19 protein-coding genes are annotated in these 16130 nt (G+C 67.1%); 6 read left to right on the plus strand and 13 right to left on the minus strand.

Annotated elements, in window-relative coordinates:
- Positions 1-203 precede the first annotated feature (203 nt).
- The 4 genes from QMK24_RS14260 to QMK24_RS14275 all read right to left on the minus strand — a co-directional run bounded on the left by QMK24_RS14260 (position 204) and on the right by QMK24_RS14275 (position 2790).
- Complete coding sequence (locus QMK24_RS14260; RefSeq protein ID WP_283466154.1) at positions 204-1283, minus strand: peptidoglycan recognition protein family protein; 1080 nt, start codon at positions 1281-1283, stop codon at positions 204-206.
- 69 nt (positions 1284-1352) lie between these two features.
- A complete protein-coding gene (locus QMK24_RS14265) occupies positions 1353-1772 on the minus strand; it encodes a DUF2690 domain-containing protein (RefSeq protein WP_283466155.1) in 420 nt (139 codons plus the stop codon).
- Between the two features lie 26 nt (positions 1773-1798).
- The gene (locus tag QMK24_RS14270; protein ID WP_283466156.1) at positions 1799-2227 is read right to left on the minus strand and encodes a DUF2690 domain-containing protein; all 429 of its coding nucleotides are present in this window, start codon (positions 2225-2227) and stop codon (positions 1799-1801) included.
- Between the two features lie 146 nt (positions 2228-2373).
- Positions 2374-2790, minus strand: a complete 417-nt coding sequence (locus tag QMK24_RS14275) for a DUF2690 domain-containing protein (RefSeq protein ID WP_283466157.1) — start codon at positions 2788-2790, stop codon at positions 2374-2376.
- 193 nt (positions 2791-2983) lie between these two features.
- Between QMK24_RS14275 and QMK24_RS14280 the strand changes: the two genes are divergently transcribed.
- Positions 2984-3385: a peptidoglycan-binding domain-containing protein gene (locus QMK24_RS14280; protein WP_283466158.1), complete on the plus strand. Its 402-nt coding sequence runs from the start codon at positions 2984-2986 to the stop codon at positions 3383-3385.
- Between the two features lie 80 nt (positions 3386-3465).
- Here QMK24_RS14280 and QMK24_RS41815 read toward each other — a convergent pair whose 3' ends face one another.
- Positions 3466-3870 carry an RICIN domain-containing protein gene (locus QMK24_RS41815; protein ID WP_502962595.1) on the minus strand — a complete coding sequence of 135 codons (405 nt, stop codon included), beginning with the start codon at positions 3868-3870 and terminating at the stop codon, positions 3466-3468.
- Between the two features lie 210 nt (positions 3871-4080).
- On the opposite strand from QMK24_RS41815, the gene QMK24_RS14285 reads away from it, so the two are divergent.
- Positions 4081-4290, plus strand: a complete 210-nt coding sequence (locus tag QMK24_RS14285; RefSeq protein WP_283466160.1) for a type II toxin-antitoxin system VapB family antitoxin — start codon at positions 4081-4083, stop codon at positions 4288-4290.
- Entirely contained in the window at positions 4287-4706 is a 420-nt protein-coding gene (locus QMK24_RS14290; RefSeq protein WP_283466161.1) for a PIN domain nuclease, read from the plus strand. The genes QMK24_RS14285 and QMK24_RS14290 overlap by 4 nt, the downstream gene beginning before the upstream one ends.
- A gap of 147 nt (positions 4707-4853) precedes the next feature.
- Here the strand turns inward: QMK24_RS14290 and QMK24_RS14295 are convergent, their stop codons facing one another.
- On the minus strand, positions 4854-5054 hold the full coding sequence (locus tag QMK24_RS14295) for a DUF397 domain-containing protein (RefSeq protein ID WP_283466162.1): 201 nt from the start codon (positions 5052-5054) through the stop codon (positions 4854-4856).
- A 10-nt stretch (positions 5055-5064) separates the two neighbouring features.
- Positions 5065-5973 carry a helix-turn-helix domain-containing protein gene (locus QMK24_RS14300; protein WP_283466165.1) on the minus strand — a complete coding sequence of 303 codons (909 nt, stop codon included), beginning with the start codon at positions 5971-5973 and terminating at the stop codon, positions 5065-5067.
- 135 nt (positions 5974-6108) lie between these two features.
- On the opposite strand from QMK24_RS14300, the gene QMK24_RS14305 reads away from it, so the two are divergent.
- Positions 6109-6525, plus strand: coding sequence for an ATP-binding protein (locus tag QMK24_RS14305; RefSeq protein ID WP_283466167.1), 417 nt, complete (start codon positions 6109-6111; stop codon positions 6523-6525).
- A 78-nt stretch (positions 6526-6603) separates the two neighbouring features.
- Here QMK24_RS14305 and QMK24_RS14310 read toward each other — a convergent pair whose 3' ends face one another.
- From QMK24_RS14310 to QMK24_RS14330, 5 genes are all read right to left on the minus strand, one after another.
- The gene (locus tag QMK24_RS14310; protein WP_283466168.1) at positions 6604-7707 is read right to left on the minus strand and encodes an ABC transporter ATP-binding protein; all 1104 of its coding nucleotides are present in this window, start codon (positions 7705-7707) and stop codon (positions 6604-6606) included.
- On the minus strand, positions 7700-8749 hold the full coding sequence (locus QMK24_RS14315; RefSeq protein WP_283466169.1) for an ABC transporter ATP-binding protein: 1050 nt from the start codon (positions 8747-8749) through the stop codon (positions 7700-7702). The genes QMK24_RS14310 and QMK24_RS14315 overlap by 8 nt, the downstream gene beginning before the upstream one ends.
- Positions 8750-8810: 61 nt before the next feature.
- Positions 8811-9740, minus strand: a complete 930-nt coding sequence (locus QMK24_RS14320; protein ID WP_283466170.1) for an ABC transporter permease — start codon at positions 9738-9740, stop codon at positions 8811-8813.
- A 33-nt stretch (positions 9741-9773) separates the two neighbouring features.
- Positions 9774-10697 (minus strand): ABC transporter permease, encoded by a 924-nt coding sequence (locus QMK24_RS14325; protein WP_283466171.1) that lies wholly within the window; start codon positions 10695-10697, stop codon positions 9774-9776.
- A gap of 177 nt (positions 10698-10874) precedes the next feature.
- Positions 10875-12527 carry a peptide ABC transporter substrate-binding protein gene (locus QMK24_RS14330; RefSeq protein ID WP_283466172.1) on the minus strand — a complete coding sequence of 551 codons (1653 nt, stop codon included), beginning with the start codon at positions 12525-12527 and terminating at the stop codon, positions 10875-10877.
- A 436-nt stretch (positions 12528-12963) separates the two neighbouring features.
- Between QMK24_RS14330 and QMK24_RS14335 the strand changes: the two genes are divergently transcribed.
- Together QMK24_RS14335 and QMK24_RS14340 are read left to right on the plus strand one after the other, a co-directional pair.
- A complete protein-coding gene (locus QMK24_RS14335) occupies positions 12964-13389 on the plus strand; it encodes a VOC family protein (protein ID WP_283466173.1) in 426 nt (141 codons plus the stop codon).
- A 60-nt stretch (positions 13390-13449) separates the two neighbouring features.
- Positions 13450-13875 (plus strand): nuclear transport factor 2 family protein, encoded by a 426-nt coding sequence (locus QMK24_RS14340; protein ID WP_283466174.1) that lies wholly within the window; start codon positions 13450-13452, stop codon positions 13873-13875.
- A gap of 278 nt (positions 13876-14153) precedes the next feature.
- Here the strand turns inward: QMK24_RS14340 and typA are convergent, their stop codons facing one another.
- The gene (typA, locus tag QMK24_RS14345) at positions 14154-16019 is read right to left on the minus strand and encodes a translational GTPase TypA (RefSeq protein ID WP_283466175.1); all 1866 of its coding nucleotides are present in this window, start codon (positions 16017-16019) and stop codon (positions 14154-14156) included.
- Between the last annotated feature and the right edge of the window lie 111 nt (positions 16020-16130).

The raw sequence follows: 16130 nt of genomic DNA on the forward strand, positions 1-16130 counted from the left end.
ACGGCATCGCACCCTCCTCGATCAACAACAAGCCGTCCGCTGCCTGCCCCCACCCCTCCACGATCATGCCCCGCACACGAAGAAGCCCCCGCTCATCGAACAGGGACTCCCTTTGCCACAACGCACTGAGCACGACGCTGACCGCATGACGATGCCCCCGGAGAGCACGGACTCTCCGGGGGCATCGTCACACCTGGGGCGGATCAGCCCAGCAGCCTGCTCCAGGTACGCGCGTCCACGACGCCGTCCGAAGGGAGCGAGGCGGAGGTCTGGAAGGACTTCACGCCGGCCTCCGTACCGGGCCCGAAGGCGCCGTCCACGGTGGTGGTGATGCCGTGCGCGGTGAGCTGGCTCTGCACGGCCTTCGCCGCGCTGCCGGACGCCCCGCGGGCGAGCGGCGCGACCGCCTGGCTCCAGGTCTGGTTGCCCGCGACGCCGTCGGCCGCCGCGTGGGTGGTGTTCTGGTAGGCGGTCACCGCGCTCAGGGTGGCGGGCCCGAACGAGCCGTCGACCGTGAGCGTCGCACCGTGCTGCACCAACAGGTACTGGAGCGTCCTGACCTTCTCGCCCGTCGCCCCGCTGCTGAGCATCGGCCACACCGGCCCGGTCGGATCCCCGCCGATCCGCGCCGCCACATCCCGGCGCAGCTGCGGGATCAGCGCGTAGAGGTGGTCGCCGGGGCACTCGGTGTTGTTGAAGTCCCGGTGGCCGTAGATCTGGTAGGCCCGCAGGCCGTACTGCGTGCAGATGTATGTGATCAGGTCCACCAGCACCGCGTACTGCGCACTGCGCGGGTCCACCGTGCTGTACGTACCCTCGTTCTCGATCCCGATCGCGACGGTGTTCTGCGCCGTGCAGTGCGCGGACTCCACATGCTGGGTCCCGGCGACGAGTGTGGACAGGCTGTTGTGCCGGCCCTCAGTTATGTACGCGCCCCGGCTGATCGTGAAGTGCTGGCCGGTGTCGATCCAGTGCTCGGTGTCCATCTGGTACGTCTGCATCGCCCGCGCGAGCGCGTAGGCGTGGGCCTGCGAGTAGTCGGTGACGTTGTCGGTCGCGGTGTGGTGCACGATGACTTTGTCCGGCGCGCCGTTGATGAGACTCAGCGTGCTGCTGGGCGTCCGGGCGCCCCACGTCGTCGTATCGGCGATCACCGGCCCGGTGGCCGCCTGTGCGCTACCCGCCGGCAGCGCGGACGCCAGCAGCGCCCCCGTCCCGAGAGCGAGGGCTCCGGAGAGCACGGTACGGCGGGCCGGGTGGGACGGCGGGTTGGTCGCTGTCACGATCAGGAACTCCCCTGGGGGTCACGGGTGGTGTGTGTGGTGGGTGGTACGTGGTGAAAGGCGTCGGCCCTAGAACCACTTGGAGCAGATCTGGTTGTTGCCGTGGTCGTCGTACTGGCACGCGTGCGATACCAGATCGGCGTCGTTGATCATCGCCGTCCATACGGGACCTGAGCCCGTCGGGATCACCGAATAGCCGAAGTACCGGTTGTTCATGACCTCGTACTTGTAGAACGGAACACCGTTCCTGCCCCGCGCCCAGGCGGTCCGGCAGTACGGGCTGTAGCGCAGCTCCACGCCGGTGTACGTCGTCGACACGGTCTCCGCGTCGTTCTGGCAGACGGTCGTGCTCGGATCCAGGCCGTTGCACAGATCCGTCTGGCACCAGGTCGCGGCGGACGCCGGTGAGGCCCCGGCGAACAGCACGCCGGACGCGGCCAGGGTCATGGCCGCGCCGGCCGTGGCGAAGCGCCGGGAGAGGTTACGCATGATGAACTCCGCTCTTCCCGGTGCCGTCAGTACAAGATGGTCGTGCTATAGCCGCCGTTCGTGAACTTCTCACTCGCCTGCGACTGGATGCCCGCGTCGTTCACCATCAGGGTGTAGTAGTTCCCCGACGCGGAATCCGGGACGAACTTGGAGTAGGACTGCCCGTTCGTGTTGGCGATCTTGATGGTGGTCGAGTCGCCGCGGACTCCGCCCACTCTGCGGGCCCAGGCGGCACGGCAGGTGGGGCTGTAACGCAGCTCGATGCCGGTGAACCCGATGTCCACCGTGGTCGCGTCGTTCGCGCAGATGGTCGCGGCGGGGTCCAGGCCGGTGCAGTTGGAGGCGTAGCAACTCGTCGCGGCGGAAGCGGGCGAGGCGACACCGACCATCAGGCCGGACGCGGCCAGGGTCATGACGGCGCCGGCCGTTGCGAAACGCCGGGAATTGGTGCGCATGGAGTACTCCCTCGTCAGAAAAGGCTGAATCGATCGGGCGGCCCGAGCGCCGAGGGCACCGGAATGCCGGCTCGCGCCGTATACGGGTGCGGGTATGTGCGGGTGCGGGTGCGGGTGCGTGCGGTGCGGCTGCGGGTGTGTGCGGCCTAGTACAAGGCGCTGCAGCTCACGTTTCCGGGGTACGGCGAACCGCACGCGTGCGACAGGAGGTCCTTGTCGTTGATCATCAGGGTCCAGGTGACGACTCCGTCCCCCGGCACCCACGCGTCGTACCGCTGGCCGGCGTTGTTCTCGACAAAGAGCTGGGCTCCGGCCTTGGCGTACTTCTGCCGGGCCCACACGGCGCGGCACGAGGGGCTGTAGCGCAGCTCCGTGTTGACGTTGCTCTCCCCCACGGTGACGGCGTCGTTCTGACATGTGGTGCCGGCCGGGTCCCGGCCGGTGCAGCCGTTCGCGTAGCAGCTGGTGGCCGCGGAGGCCGGGGAGGAGAGGAAGACGACGCCGGAGACGGCCATGGCGAAGGCCGCTCCCGTGGTGAGGATCCGGCGGGACAGGGCGGGCATGCGGAACTCCCTTGTCGGTGCATCGGCACAGGGGACAGCTGACATGGCCAATCTCCACCGCCCTGCGCCGTCCCGGCACCGGTCCCGCGTCCCCAGAGCGTCCCAGGGACGCGGACTCCCTGGTGGGACGCCGGCTCCCGGGCCGAGCATGGGTGGTGCACCGCGTATCACCTCAGAAGGAGTTCCCCGCGCCATGCGCTTCGTTCGCCCCGCCCGGACCATCGCGGTCCTCAGCCTCACCGCTCTCGCCGCCACCGCGGCCGTGACCGCCCCGGCGCAAGCCACCACGTCCCGCAGCGCCTGCTTCCAGTCGGCCGGCACCCGTACGTCGCCGAACGGTGGATGGACCATCCCCGCGGTGTACCTCAGGCTGGGATCCAGCGGCATCTGCGTACGGGAGCTCCAGGAGGACCTCGCCTCCTTCGGCGTCACCCTCGACGAGTGGAACAACGGGACCTTCATCGACGGCCGGTTCGGCCCGCGCACCGACCATGCGCTCCGGCGGATCCAGAGCGACCTCCACCTCGACGCGGACGGCGTCGTCGGCCCGCTGACCTGGCAGGCCCTCGTATCCGGCACGTCGATGGACGGCTGAAGCCGCGCCTGAGCGCAGACGTGAGCCGGCCCCCGGGGAACAATCACCGGGGGCCGGCTCATGCTCATGCCACTTCGGTGTCAGTACCACATCTGATTCTGTTCAGCGGTGCACATCCACTGGATCGCCGCGGTGCCCCAAGAGGTGCTGCGCCCCGCCATGTCGAGGCAGCTTCCCTCATGGTTGATGAGCTGGTACACGCCAATCCCGTTGGGGCCCCACTCCTGATCGGGGTTGCCGTTGCACCCCCACTGGATCGCCTTCGCTCCCCAGCCCGATCCGTAGATCCCCAGGCACAGACCCGAGTTGATATTGCGGATCTCATACTTGTGGTACTTGGTCTCGACGAAACGCCACTGCTGGTCGGCGTAAACGCGCCCGTTTCCGCCGACGTTAGGAGCCGCCGGTCCCGTCCCGCCATCGTTGACCGTCCCAGGGACGACCCCGCCCGTCCCAGAGACGCGCCACCGGTGGCTGAGGTTCAGGCGGTGCGAAGTGCGGGGCGGGTTCGTGGCTGGCGTTCAGGCAATGCGAAGTGCGTTCCTGCGTCGCTTCGCTCCTGGCCAGCTCCTGGCCCGGGCGGAGTGGGGGCCTGCCGCTGCGCGCCTGAGCGCGCTCGGCCTTTGCCAGGACGCCCGCTCGACCCTACAGTGGATATACGCGGTACTCAGATGGATATCCCGGAGGTGGCCGGCATGACCAAGACCTTGATCGACATTGACGAGCAGCTCCTCGCTGACGCGGCTGTCGCCTTCGGCACGAAGACCAAGAAGGACACCGTCAACGCAGCCCTCCTGGAGGGGGTGACGCGCAAGCGTCGGGCCGTAGCGCTGGCGAGACTGGCGGCCAAGGCGGACGCAGGCCAGTTCGATGTGCTCCTGGACAAGGAGAACTACCGACGATGAGCGCAGCCGTCTACTTGATCGACACGAGCGCTCTGGCCCGGATCCTCAAGGATCCCGTGCGCAGCACATGGAAGAAGCCGCTCGAAGAGGGCATCATCGCCGTCTGTCCGATCACGGAGATCGAGTACCTCTACAGCGCCCGGAACGCCGAAGACCGCGTAGAGCTCGCCGAAGATCTCAAGGCGCTCTTCAGCTGGGCCCTCATGGACGACCGCGCCTACGCACACGCCTGGGATGTTCAGAAGGCGCTCACGGGGCGCAGTCAGTACCGCTCGGCAGGTGCGGTCGACCTGCTGGTCGCCGCCACCGCCGAGCTGCAGAGACTGACCGTGCTGCACTACGACAACGACTTCGAGACCATCGCCGCAGTTACCCGCCAGCCCACTCAGTGGCTGGCTCCTCCAGGCACACTCTGACCGCCGCCCGGACCGAATACGGGACGGTCGACAGGGGCCGGGGTTCAGGCTGTACGGAGTGCGATTCTGCCTGAACCGCAGCCCCGCACCCGCCGGTTGCTCATCGCACCGGGGAGCGCAGCGAGCCGGGGACGCTTGGCCTGAACCTCAGCCCGCCAACCCGTCGAGTTTCCCCGACTTGACAGCCCGCAGGAACGCGCGGAGCGCGGCGGGGGTGGTTGTGACGACCCGAGCGGGGTCGTCACTCTCCCGGAGGTGAGGCGTGCCCGCAGGGCCGGCGGCCAGCTCGACGCAGTTCGCGGCGCCGCCCTCGCTGAAGCTGGACTTCTGCCACCTGAGCTGAGACATGTGCGCCTTCCTAGAGCAGGGGGTACAGGATCCGCTCGATGAGGCCGATCGAGTCCTTCGTCACGCGGGCCTCCGGCAGCGCAGCGGCATCAACGGGAGGGAGTGCGTCCTCCCCCAACTTAGCGAACCAGCCGTTGTACTTGGCGATCGAGTCGGACTCCTCCAGGTACAGAGACTGCTCGATGTGCGACACGACCGCTGTGGCCAGTTCGGAGACTCTCGGCTCGATCACCACGAACCCCGTTCCGAACCCCACGCGACCGTCGAACGGCAGGATCTGGATGGTCACGTTGGGGAGCCGGGACATCTCGATCAGCCGGAGCAACTGGCCTCGCATGACTGCTCGGTCACCCAACGAGAGGCTGAGCGCGGCCTCGTGGATGATCGCGTGAAGATGCGGGGCCCGCTCGCCTGTGAGCAGCTTCTGCCGCCGCATGCGGAATTCGACGGCGGCGCTCTGCTCTTCCTCAGAGGCTTTCGCGTACCCGTCCCGGTGAAGCACGGCAGCGTACTCCTGTGTCTGCAGCAATCCGGGAATGAACATCGGTTCGTAGTTACCGAGCCTGACGGCACTTGTCTCAAGTTCGGCCAGATCCAGGTGCGGAGCACCGAGCAGCTTGCGGTACTCGCTCCACCAGCCCTTGCCCGAGTCCTGACCCAACTCGATCAGAGCTTCGATAAACGGGCTAGCACTAACACCAGATGCTTCCGCCAGGCGCTGCACGCGCTCCGCGAAGAGGCCCGTCTTCCCCACCTCGACATTGCTGAGCTGGGGCTGCTTCATGCCCAGAAGAGACGCAGCCTCGGTTGAGGACAGTCCCGCCCGCTCGCGCAATCGGCGTACTTCCGCCCCGAATCGGCGCTGGCGATAGGTGGGATTGACTCTCAGCCCCATGCGACCTCCCTGAGTGACGCGCATAGTTTTACCCAGCGAGGCCGGGCGCGTCCACAACGTAACTACCCTTCCCGCCCAACGGGTTGAATAACTAGCACGAATCCCGCTACCGTGAGTATGCCATCGGTCACAGAAAACCCCACACCTGGAGGCTGCCACATGTGCATGCCCGACGAGCCCTGGTCCTACGGTCTCTATATCCCCCACGACCCCCGCGCCGTCGGCATCGTCAGAGCCACCCTGCGGAGCATCCTCGCGGCGGCGCGGCTGGACTGTCTCATCGATACCACCGAGCTGCTGGTGTCGGAGCTGGTCACCAACGCCTACCGGCACAGCGGCTGCGACGACGCGTTCGTCAGTGTGGACTGGGTTCCGGACGATCTGCGGGTGGCCATCTGGGACACCGGGCCGTCGCTGCCGCGCACGCTGGAGCCCGGGCCGGAGGACGAGAGCGGGCGCGGGCTGGGGCTGGTCGAGGCGCTCGCGGAGACTTGGGGGGTGGACGAGTCCACCGACAAGGCGGGCGCGGTCACGGGCAAGGCGGTGTGGTTCCGCATGGCGCCGAAGTCGGCCTGACGGCAGTCCACGTCGAAGGGGTGTCCTCGGTTCGTGAGAACCGAGGACACCCCTTCACCGTAAAGCGCGGGCCGCAGGCTAAGACGCGGCGCCGACGACGTCCTTGACCTCGGCGAAGTGGCACGCCGAGTCATGGGCGGCAGGTGAGTCGACCCCGACGAAACGCTCCGGGATCGCGAGCAGCGGGACGTCCGTGGCGCACTTGTCCTGCGCCTTCCAGCAGCGCGTACGGAAACGGCAGCCGGAGGGCGGGTTGGCCGGGGACGGGACGTCGCCGGACAGGATGATGCGCTCACGGTGGGCGCGGGCCTCGGGGTCCGGGACGGGGACGGCCGAGAGCAGCGCCTGGGTGTACGGGTGGGTCGGGTACTCGTAGATCTCGGCGTCGGAGCCGATCTCGGCCATCTTGCCGAGGTACATGACGCCGACCCGGTCGGAGATGTGCCGGACGATCGAGAGGTCGTGGGCGATGAAGATGTAGGAGAGGTTGAACTCGTCCTGCAGCTTCTCCATCAGGTTGATGACCTGTGCCTGGACCGACACGTCGAGCGCGGAGACCGGCTCGTCGCAGATGATGACTTCCGGGTTGAGCGCCAGGCCGCGGGCGATGCCGATGCGCTGCCGCTGGCCGCCGGAGAACTGGTGCGGGTACCGGTTGATGTACTCCGGGTTGAGTCCGACGACGTCCAGCAGATCCTGGACCTTCTTACGGCGCTCACCCTTCGGGGCGACCTCCGGGTGGATGTCGAAGGGCTCGCCGATGATGTCGCCGACCGTCATGCGCGGGTTCAGCGAGGTGTAGGGGTCCTGGAACACCATCTGGATGTTGCGGCGGACGACCTTGAGGGCCTTCCCCGACAGCTTGGTGATGTCCTGGCCCTTGTAGAGCACCTCGCCGGCGGTGGCCGTCTCCAGGCTCATCAGCAGCTTGGCGACGGTGGACTTGCCACAGCCGGACTCGCCGACGATGCCCAGCGTCTCACCCTGGTACAGGTCGAAGGAGATGCCGTCGACGGCCTTGACCGCGCCGACCGTGCGCTTGAACACGATGCCCTGGGTCAGCGGGAAGTGCTTGACCAGGTTCCGGACCTGGAGGATCGGCTCGCCGCGGTCGACGGGGGCATTGATCGCCGCCTCGACGGCCTCGACTGTCGTCTCATCGTCCTTGGTGAGATCAGCCATGGATCGTCTCCTTCCAGAAGTGGCAGGCGCTGCCACGGCCCAGCAGTTCGGCGCCGTCGGCCTCGGTCACCGTGTGCAGCGGCGGCACGTCGGTCCGGCAGATGTCCTGTGCCATCTCGCAGCGCGGGTTGAAGGCGCAGCCGGAGGGGACGGCGAGCAGGTTCGGCGGCAAGCCCTTGATCGCGTAGAGCTCCTGGCCCTTCTGGTCCAGGCGCGGGATCGACCGCAGCAGGCCCCTGGTGTACGGGTGAGCCGGCCGCTTGTAGATCTCGTGCACGGGCGCGGTCTCGACGATCCGGCCGGCGTACATGACCGCGATCTTGTCCGCGACATCGGCGACGACGCCGAGGTCGTGGGTGATCAGGATCAGGCCCATGTTGGACTCGCGCTGCAGCTCCGCGAGCAGGTCCATGACCTGGGCCTGGACCGTGACGTCGAGCGCGGTGGTCGGCTCGTCCGCGATGATCAGGTCGGGCTCGAGGGCGATGGCCATCGCGATCATGACGCGCTGGCGCATACCGCCGGAGAACTGGTGCGGGTAGTCGCCGACCCGCTCCCGGGCTCCCGGGATCCGGACGCGCTCCATCAGTTCGATGGACTTCTTCTTGGCGTCCTTCCTGGACAGCCCCTGGTGCACACGGAACATCTCGCCGAGCTGGAAGCCGACGGAGAGCACCGGGTTGAGCGAGGAGAGCGCGTCCTGGAAGATCATCGCCATCTTGTTGCCGCGCAGCTTGCGCCGCTCGCTCTCCGGCAGGGCCAGGATGTTCTGCCCGTGGAAGAGGATCTCGCCCTGGGCGACGCGCCCGGGAGGGCTGTCCAGGATGCCCATGATCGCCTGGGCGGTCACCGACTTGCCGGAACCCGACTCGCCGAGAACCGCCAGCGTCTCACCGGCGCTCACGCTGTAGTTGACGCCGTTGACGGCCTTGGCTATGCCGTCACGGGTCTTGAATTCCACGTGGAGGTCGCGCACTTCGAGCAGGGGCCCGCCGGCGGCGGTCGTTCCAGTGCTCTCGGCGGCCGTTTCGACCGTGGTCATGCCGTCACCTTCGTCCTGCTTGCTCGTAGCTCGTGGGGGTCGTCCGACTCATGGGGGCGCCTCACCGGAGCTTCGGGTCGAGCGCGTCGCGCAGGCCGTTGCCGAGGAAGACGAAGCCGAGCGCGGTGGTGACGATCGCGAGGCTGGGATAGACCCACAGGTAGTCCTTGACGCCCATGAAGTCCTTGCCGGCGAAGATCATGTTTCCCCACTCGGCGACCTCGGGGCTCACCCCGACACCGAGGTAGGACAGCGACGCCTCGGCGACGATCGCGATACCGACGCTGCTGGCCGCGTAGACCACCACCGAGGTGACGGAGTTGGGCAGGATGTGCTTCAGCACGATCCGGGTGCGGCTCGCGCCCAGCGCCTTGGCGGCGTGCACATAGTCCATCTCGCGCACCGACAGGATCTGGCTGCGCAACAGACGGGCGAAGGTGGCCCAGGAGAAGATGCCCAGCGAGATCACGACGGGCAGTACGCCACGGCCCATCAGCAGAATGATGACGATGGCGCCGACGAGCAGCGGGAAGGCGAAGAACACGTCGGCGACGCGCATGATCAGCGTGTCCCAGATGCGGCCGAAGTAGCCGGCTATCGCACCGAGGGTGATGCCGATCAGGCAGGCCAGCATGATCGAGGCCAGGCCGACGATCATCGCGATCCGGCTGCCGTAGATGATTCTGGACAGCTGGTCACGGCCGAGGGCATCGGTCCCCAACCAGTGTTTGCCGCTCGGGTTCTTCAGGGTGTTCATCAGATCCTGGTGGAGCGGGTCCGCGGGTGCGATCAGCGGGGCGAACACTGCCACCAACAGAAGAATGACGACGATCAGCAGGCCGAAGACGGCCAGCTTGTTGGCGAGGAAGCGGGCGCGGATCTCGCTCCAGTTGCTGATCCTCGCGACACTCGGTTCGGCTGCGCTCGGCGCGGCCGGGGCCGGACCGGCCGCGGTACCCGACCCATCCATGCCCGTGACGACCTCAGTCATGGTGTGACTCCTAATTCGGGACGACCCTGTGGGTCAGGAGAGGCGGATGCGCGGATCGAGTGCGGCGTAGAGCAGATCGACGATCAGGTTCAGCAGGATGAAGACAGCAACGCTGTACGTCACCACGCCGACGATGATCGGGTTGTTCTGCGACTGAATCGCCGTGATCAGCGCGAGTCCGATGCCGTCCCAGTTGAAGATCGTCTCGGTGATGAGCGCACCGCCGAGCAGACCGCCGAAGGAGATACCCAGATAGGTGATCACCGGGATGACCGAGTTGCGCATGATGTGCCGGGTGAGGATGGTCCGGCGCGGCAGCCCCTTGGCCACCGCCGTCTTGACGTAGTCCGCACGCAGCACTTCGAGCATGGTGCTCCGGGCGATCTGCGCGACGAGGGCGGCGTCGATGATGGCCAGCGTTACCGCCGGCAGCACCATCGAATTGAAGGACCCGTCCGAAATGAGCGGGAACCAGCCCAGCTCCACCACGAAGAAACGCTGCAGGATCATGCCGATAACGATGGAAGGTACGCCGACGGCGAGCGTGGTCAGGAAGGTCACCGACACGTCCCAGACCGAGTATCTGCGCATGGCCGCCAGTACACCGACACCCAGGCCCAGGACGACGTCGAAGACGATCGCGGTCACCGCGAGCTTCGCCGTGTTCACCAGCTTGGGCTGGAGGATCTCGTTGACCGAGCGGCCCTGGGTGTAGTCCTCGCCCAGATCGCCCGTGCCGAGCTTCTCCACGTAGTGCACGTACTGAACGATCAGCGGGTCATCGAGCCCGTAGTGCGCGCGCAGTTCCTTGACCACCGCGGGATCACGCGCCTTGTCGCCACCGATCGAGCCCACCGGGTCACCCGGGAGCACGAACAGGCAGGCGAACAGGATCATCGTCGCACCGAGCACGACGACAACCAGCTGGCCCAGCCTGCGGACCACATACCTTCCCATGACTTACCTCTCTACCTCGCTGCCGCACCGAAGCAGCCACAACGCCCGGATCGGGCGCGCCTGGACGGGGCGGTGGATCGCACCGCTCCCGACGGGGGCCGGGGGCCGGGGCGACAGAGTCTCGACTCAGCGCCACGGCCCCCGGTTTCGCGCCGCACGATGTGCGGCGGAGTGTGACTACTTCAGGGTGATCTGCGCGAGGTTCGGGTCCTCGTGGAAGTCCATCGCGCCGTTGGCGAACTTCTTGGAGTTCACCAGACGGAACTGGGTGCGGTTCCACAGCGGGATCAGAGCCTGGTCGTCCATCGCGAGCTTCTCAGCCTGCTTGTAGACCATGTTGCGGGCGGCAGTGTCCTTCGTGCTACGGGCCTTCTCCACCAGCGCGTCGAACGCCGGGTTGTTGTAGCGCGAGCGGTTGTCACCCTGGACCTTGCCGGACGCGTCCGGGTTGATGGACTTGGAGTCCAGCAGCGGGAACAGGAAGTTGTCCGGGGTCGGGTAGTCCGCGCCCCACGCGAAGCGGTAGGCACCGGTGGCGCCCGGCGCCTGCTGGCCGGCGAGCAGCTCCTTGAACGGCTTCGCGTCAATCTTGACGTTCAGACCGAGGACGTCCTTCACCTGCTGGGCGACGGCCTGGACCCACTCCTCGTGGCCACCACCGGTGTTGAAGCCGAAGTGCAGCTCGTCACCGGGCTTGAGACCGGCCTCGGCCGCGAGGGCCTTCGCCTTCTCCTTGTCCTGCTTGACGCAGGAGACGCAGAGGTCCTTGGTGTACACGTCCGCGAACGACGGCGGCAGGATCGTCGTCGACTTGGTCTGCAGCCCCTGGAAGACACCCGCGATGATGGCGTCCCGGTCGATCGCGTAGGAGATCGCCTGACGTGCCTTGGCGGTCTTCAGCGGGCCGTTGTCGGTGATCGGGAGCAGGTAGTTCATACCGCTGGTGTCGGCCTGAAGCCACTCGCCCTGGGCGGTGTACTTGGCCTTGGCCGCGGGCAGCTGGGGCGGAGGCATCCGGGCCCAGTCGAACTGACCCGACTGGAAGCCCTGGTACTCCAGCTGAGCGGCGCCCGTCGAGTTCAGGATGGAGATGTTGACCTTGTCCAGGTGCGCCTTGTCCAGACCGTAGTCGTCGTTGCGGACCAGCGTGATGGACTTGTTGTGCTCCCACTTGCCCGACATCTTGAACGGGCCGTTGCCGATGGGGGCATCGTTGTAGGCCTGGTTCTTGCCGGCGCCCGCGACCTTCGGGACCGGGGACATGGAGGTGTGCGTGGTCTTGATGTCGAACTCGTAGTCCGGAGTGGCGAGCTTCACCTGGATGGTGTTCTCGTCCGGGGCGCTCAGGCCGGAGAACGTGGTCGCCGTGCCCTTCTGCAGCGCCTCGAAGCCGTCGATCCCGCCGACGTTGGGCGTGGCCACGTCCGAAGCGGAATCCTTCGCCGCCAGACGGGTCCAGCCACGGATGAACGACGCGGCGTTCACAATTTCACCGTTGGTGAACTTGGTGCCGGGCTTGATCTTGAAGGTCCAGGTCTTGCCGTCGTCACTGACCGTCTTGGAGGTCGCGAGGGCGGGTATGACCTTGCCGTCGGCGGTCGGCTCGTACAGACCGGTGAACAGGTTGTCCGTGACGAGGATGCCCTCGGACTCCTGCGAGTTGACCGGGTCGATGGCGACCGGCTCCACGATGCCGAGACTGAAGGTGCCACCGCCCTTACCCGAACCTGCGGACGACTTGTCGTCCTTGTTGCTGCCGCCGCAAGCGGTCGCTGCAAGAGCAACGATGACCGCGCCAACGACCCACTTGGCGCTCTTGGCACCGCGCATGGATTGCCTCCTCAGGAGTTCACTGTTGATACGTGAAAAGAAGGCCGACCATCCGCTGACACCCCTGACAGCGAAACCGGCCCTCTGTTGCTCGTGAGTCGGCGCTCCCCATAAGCGCTTGGACCCATTGACCCGAGCTGAACTGCGTCCCACTATCGGGCACGTTTAGGCGCGTAACCACACCCAAATGGTCTCGCTTTGATCACATCAGGGATGAACTTGGCCCACAATTCGGACATTTGGAACGTAGACAGACACCCGCGAAACGGACTGTTAACGCAACATCCGGCGAATCGTGTCCGCTATACGGACGACTGGCCGGTGAAATCGGTTGCGGAAGATCCAAAAAATCAGGCCAAGTCTACGCGGGTCATGTCCACCCGTCCCTGATACCGGGAGCCCGGCCACCCCGGGCGGGCGGTGTTGAATCCGTCCCATGAGCAAGGAGACCTCAGGACTGCTGCACCACGTCGAGCTCTGGGTCGGCGACCTGGCCGCCGCCACCGCGAGCTGGGGCTGGCTGCTGGGAGAGCTGGGCTACGCCCCTTTTCAGGACTGGCCCGCGGGGCGCAGCTGGAAGCTGGGCCCCACCTACATCGTGGTGGAGCGCTCCCCCGATCTGACCGGCGACCGGCACGAGCGGCGCCGGCCGGGCCTCAATCACCTGGCCTTTCATGTGGCCGACCGGGCCATGGCCGACGACCTGGCGGCCCGGGCGCCCGGCCACGGCTGGACGCTGATGTTCCCCGACCGGCACCCCTACGCGGGGGGCGGCCGGCACTACGCCGCCTATCTGGAGAACACCGAGGGCTTCGAAGTCGAGCTGGTCGCCCCCATCGCCACCGCGCAGCCGGATCAGTAGTCTGACGGCTCGTCAGATAACTGGCCGGTGCGGAAGGGATACCCAGTGCCACAAGGTGAGTTGGAGCACACTCGGCGCGAGGAGACGGTGGCGGCGTTCTGGCGCGGGATCGACACCCACGACTGGGGGCTCGTCGCCGCCACTCTGGCGGACGGGTTCGTGCGTGTCGGGATGCGGGGCGACGAGGACGACACCGTCCGGGGCCGGGAGGCCTACGTGGCGTTCGTCTCACGGGTGACGGAGCGGATGGCCTACCACCACCTGGAGTCGCGCCGGACGTTCCTCAGCGCGGACGGGCGGCGGGTACTCAACGAGGCGGTGGAGACGATCCAGCCGACAGCCGCGGACGAGCGGAACGTGATGCGGTTCGCAAACGTCATGGAGCTGGACGCGGACGGACTCATCACCCGGCTGGACATCTACTGGAAAACTCCGGTGTTGCAACCGCCGGCCTGGATCGTCCCGGCAAACGCGGCGGTGCCGTGACCGGCGGTTCACCGGGCTACGTGTCCGCGATCGCCGGACGGCCTGAATTCAGCCCGTCGAGGGGGCACCTCCCAGCGGTAGCTGGGGGAGCTTGAGGACGAACCGGCCCCGGGCCCGTGCAGGCCCTGTCCGGGGCCCGGACACGCCTCGGACAGGCGCCCGGATGCCCGGAGATGCCCGGCCGGCCGGCCGGGGCCGCCAGGGCCCGGGAAAGCCCGAGAGGGGGCCCGGGGGACATCCCCCGAACCCCCTCTTCACTCAAACCCGAGCGGGAGGCGTCAGCGCTTGGCGCGCGAGTACGCGCGGCCGCGCTCCTTCTGGTCCAGGACGACCTTGCGGATACGCACGGTCTCCGGGGTGACCTCGATGCACTCGTCCTCGCGGCAGAACTCGAGGGACTGCTCCAGGGAGAGCCTGCGCGGCGGCACCACGTTCTCGGTGTTGTCCGCGGAGGCGGCGCGCATGTTGGTGAGCTTCTTCTCCTTGGTGATGTTCACGTCCATGTCATCGTTGCGCGAGTTCTCGCCGATGATCATGCCCTCGTACACCTCGGTGGTCGCCTCGACGAAGATCACGCCGCGCTCCTGGAGGTTGATCATCGCGAACGGCGTCACGACGCCGGCGCGGTCCGCCACCAGGGAACCGTTGTTACGGGTGCGCAGCTCGCCGAACCACGGCTCGTGACCCTCGAAGATGCTGTGCGCGATACCGGTGCCGCGGGTGTCCGTGAGGAACTCCGTACGGAAGCCGATCAGGCCACGGGCCGGGACGACGAACTCCATGCGGACCCAGCCGGAGCCGTGGTTCGTCATGGTCTCCATACGGCCCTTGCGGGTCGCCATGAGCTGGGTGATCGCGCCGAGGTACTCCTCGGGGCAGTCGACCGTCATCCGCTCGGTCGGCTCGTGGACCTTGCCGTTGATCGTCTTGGTGACGACCTGCGGCTTGCCGACGGTCAGCTCGAAGCCCTCGCGGCGCATCTGCTCCACGAGGATCGCCAGCGCCAGCTCGCCACGGCCCTGGACCTCCCACGCGTCGGGACGCTCGGTGGGCAGGACGCGGAGCGAGACGTTGCCGATGAGCTCCTTGTCCAGGCGGTCCTTCACCTGGCGGGCGGTGACCTTGTGGCCCTTGCCGCCCTTGCCGACCAGCGGCGAGGTGTTGGTACCGATGGTCATGGAGATGGCCGGCTCGTCGACCGTGATGAGCGGCAGCGCGACCGGGTTCTCCAGGTCGGCCAGCGTCTCGCCGATGGTGATCTCCGGGATACCGGCCACGGCGCAGATGTCACCGGGGCCCGCCATCTCGACGGGCTTGCGGGTGAGCGCCTCGGTCATCAGCAGCTCGGTGATCTTGACCTGCGTGACCGAGCCGTCGCGGCGCATCCACGCGACCTGCTGGCCCTTGCGCAGCTCGCCCTCCTCGACCCGGAGCAGCGCGATACGGCCGAGGAAGTTGTCGGCGTCCAGGTTGGTGACGTGGGCCTGGAGCGGCGCGCCCTCGGTGTACTCCGGGGCCGGGACCGTCGACAGGATGGTGGAGAAGAACGGCTCCAGCGAGTCGCTGTCCGGCGGGACCGTGCCGTTCTCCGGCTTGGTCAGCGAGGCGACGCCGTCGCGGGCGCAGGCGTAGACGATCGGGAACTCGATCTGCTCCTCGGTCGCGTCCAGATCCAGGAAAAGGTCGTAGGTCTCGTTGATGACCTCGTCGATCCGGGAGTCCGGGCGGTCCGTCTTGTTGATGCACAGGATGACCGGCAGGTTCGCGGTCAGCGCCTTGCGCAGCACGAAGCGGGTCTGCGGCAGCGGGCCCTCGGAGGCGTCCACGAGGAGCACGACCGCGTCGACCATCGACAGGCCGCGCTCGACCTCACCACCGAAGTCGGCGTGGCCGGGGGTGTCGATGATGTTGATCGTGATGACGTCGCCGCCACCCTTGGGGTGGTACTTCACGGCCGTGTTCTTGGCCAGGATCGTGATGCCCTTCTCACGTTCCAGGTCGTTCGAGTCCATCATGCGGTCGTCGAGGTGCTGGTGGGCAGCGAAAGCGCCGGCCTGCTTGAGCATGGCGTCGACAAGGGTCGTCTTGCCGTGGTCGACGTGGGCGACAATGGCGACGTTACGAATATCGTGGCGCGTGGACATGCTGCGGCGCTTCTCCCGGGATCGTGGATGGCTGCGCGTTCCGTGTTGACGCACTCGCCCGCCGGGCAGGACAAGCCGCGGCCTTACCCCATGGTACGGGGCCTCGGGCGA

The sequence above is a fragment of the Streptomyces sp. PH10-H1 genome (assembly GCF_030063355.1).
Lineage (GTDB): Bacteria > Actinomycetota > Actinomycetes > Streptomycetales > Streptomycetaceae > Actinacidiphila.